Source organism: Streptomyces dysideae (genome assembly GCF_001514305.1).
Taxonomy (GTDB): Bacteria; Actinomycetota; Actinomycetes; order Streptomycetales; family Streptomycetaceae; genus Streptomyces; species Streptomyces dysideae.
In genome coordinates this window covers 1-876 of the sequence record NZ_KQ949210.1, presented here as the reverse complement: position 1 = coordinate 876, position 876 = coordinate 1, and the positions used below count along the sequence as shown (strand labels likewise).

Sequence of the window (876 nt, the reverse complement as noted above, 5' to 3'; positions counted from 1 at the left end):
CGGCCAGCAGGACGAAGCTCAGGAAGCCGCCACCGCGCGGGCGCAGCTTGGCCAGCGCGTACCCGGCCGGTGCGGCGAGGGCCACGGTCAGGACGACGGTGCCCAGACCGATGACGAGGCTGGTGCCGAGATAGGGCAACTGCTCGTCCAGGACCTTGCGGTAGCCGTCCAGGGTGCCGTTGACGGGGAACAGGTCGGGTGGGCTCTTGCGCATGTCCTGGTCGCGGGTGATGGACACGTTGAGCATCCAGTAGACCGGGAAGAGCATGGTCCCGGTCAGCAGGAGGCCGATGGCCGTCTTTCCCCACGTGCGCTTGCCGCCTCGGCTCATGACAGCGCCTGCTTTCTCTGCACCTGGACGTAGATCAGGCCGAAGACCAGGGCGGCGACGACGAGGAGGTTGCCGACGGCGGCGCCGGGTCCGAAGGCGGGCAGGAGGTTGCCGAAGCCGAGCTGGTAGGACCAGGTGGCGAAGGTGGTGGACGAGTCCGCCGGACCGCCCTTGGTCATGATCCAGATGATGTCGAAGACCTTGAGTGTGTAGACCAACCCGAGCAGCAGGGTGATGGCGGACACCGGACGCAGGAGGGGGAAGGTGATCCGCCAGAAGCGCTGCCAGGCGTTCGCGCCGTCGAGGGCCGCCGCCTCGTACAGCGAGTTCGGGATCGACTGCAGGCCGCTGTAGAGGACGACCAGGTTGAAGGGGACGCCGATCCAGATGTTCGCGATGATCACCGAGGTCAGCGACCACGACGGTGAGGTCAGCCAGTTCACCGGCCCGATGCCGACGAGGTTCAGGGCGGCGTTGACGACGCCCGATTCACTGTTGAGCATCCACGACCAGGTGGAGGCCGACACGATCAGCGGCAGCAGCCA

The 876-nt window shown here is 66.9% G+C and carries 1 protein-coding gene and 1 pseudogene; both read right to left on the bottom strand.

Annotated elements, in window-relative coordinates; genetic code table 11:
* Window positions 1-331, bottom strand: a pseudogene (locus AQJ91_RS48445) (carbohydrate ABC transporter permease); the annotation flags it as partial.
* Window positions 328-876, bottom strand: a 549-nt coding sequence (locus AQJ91_RS48440) for a carbohydrate ABC transporter permease (RefSeq protein WP_159054854.1), incomplete at its 5' end; no start/stop codon positions are given. The gene AQJ91_RS48440 and the pseudogene AQJ91_RS48445, both read right to left, overlap by 4 nt.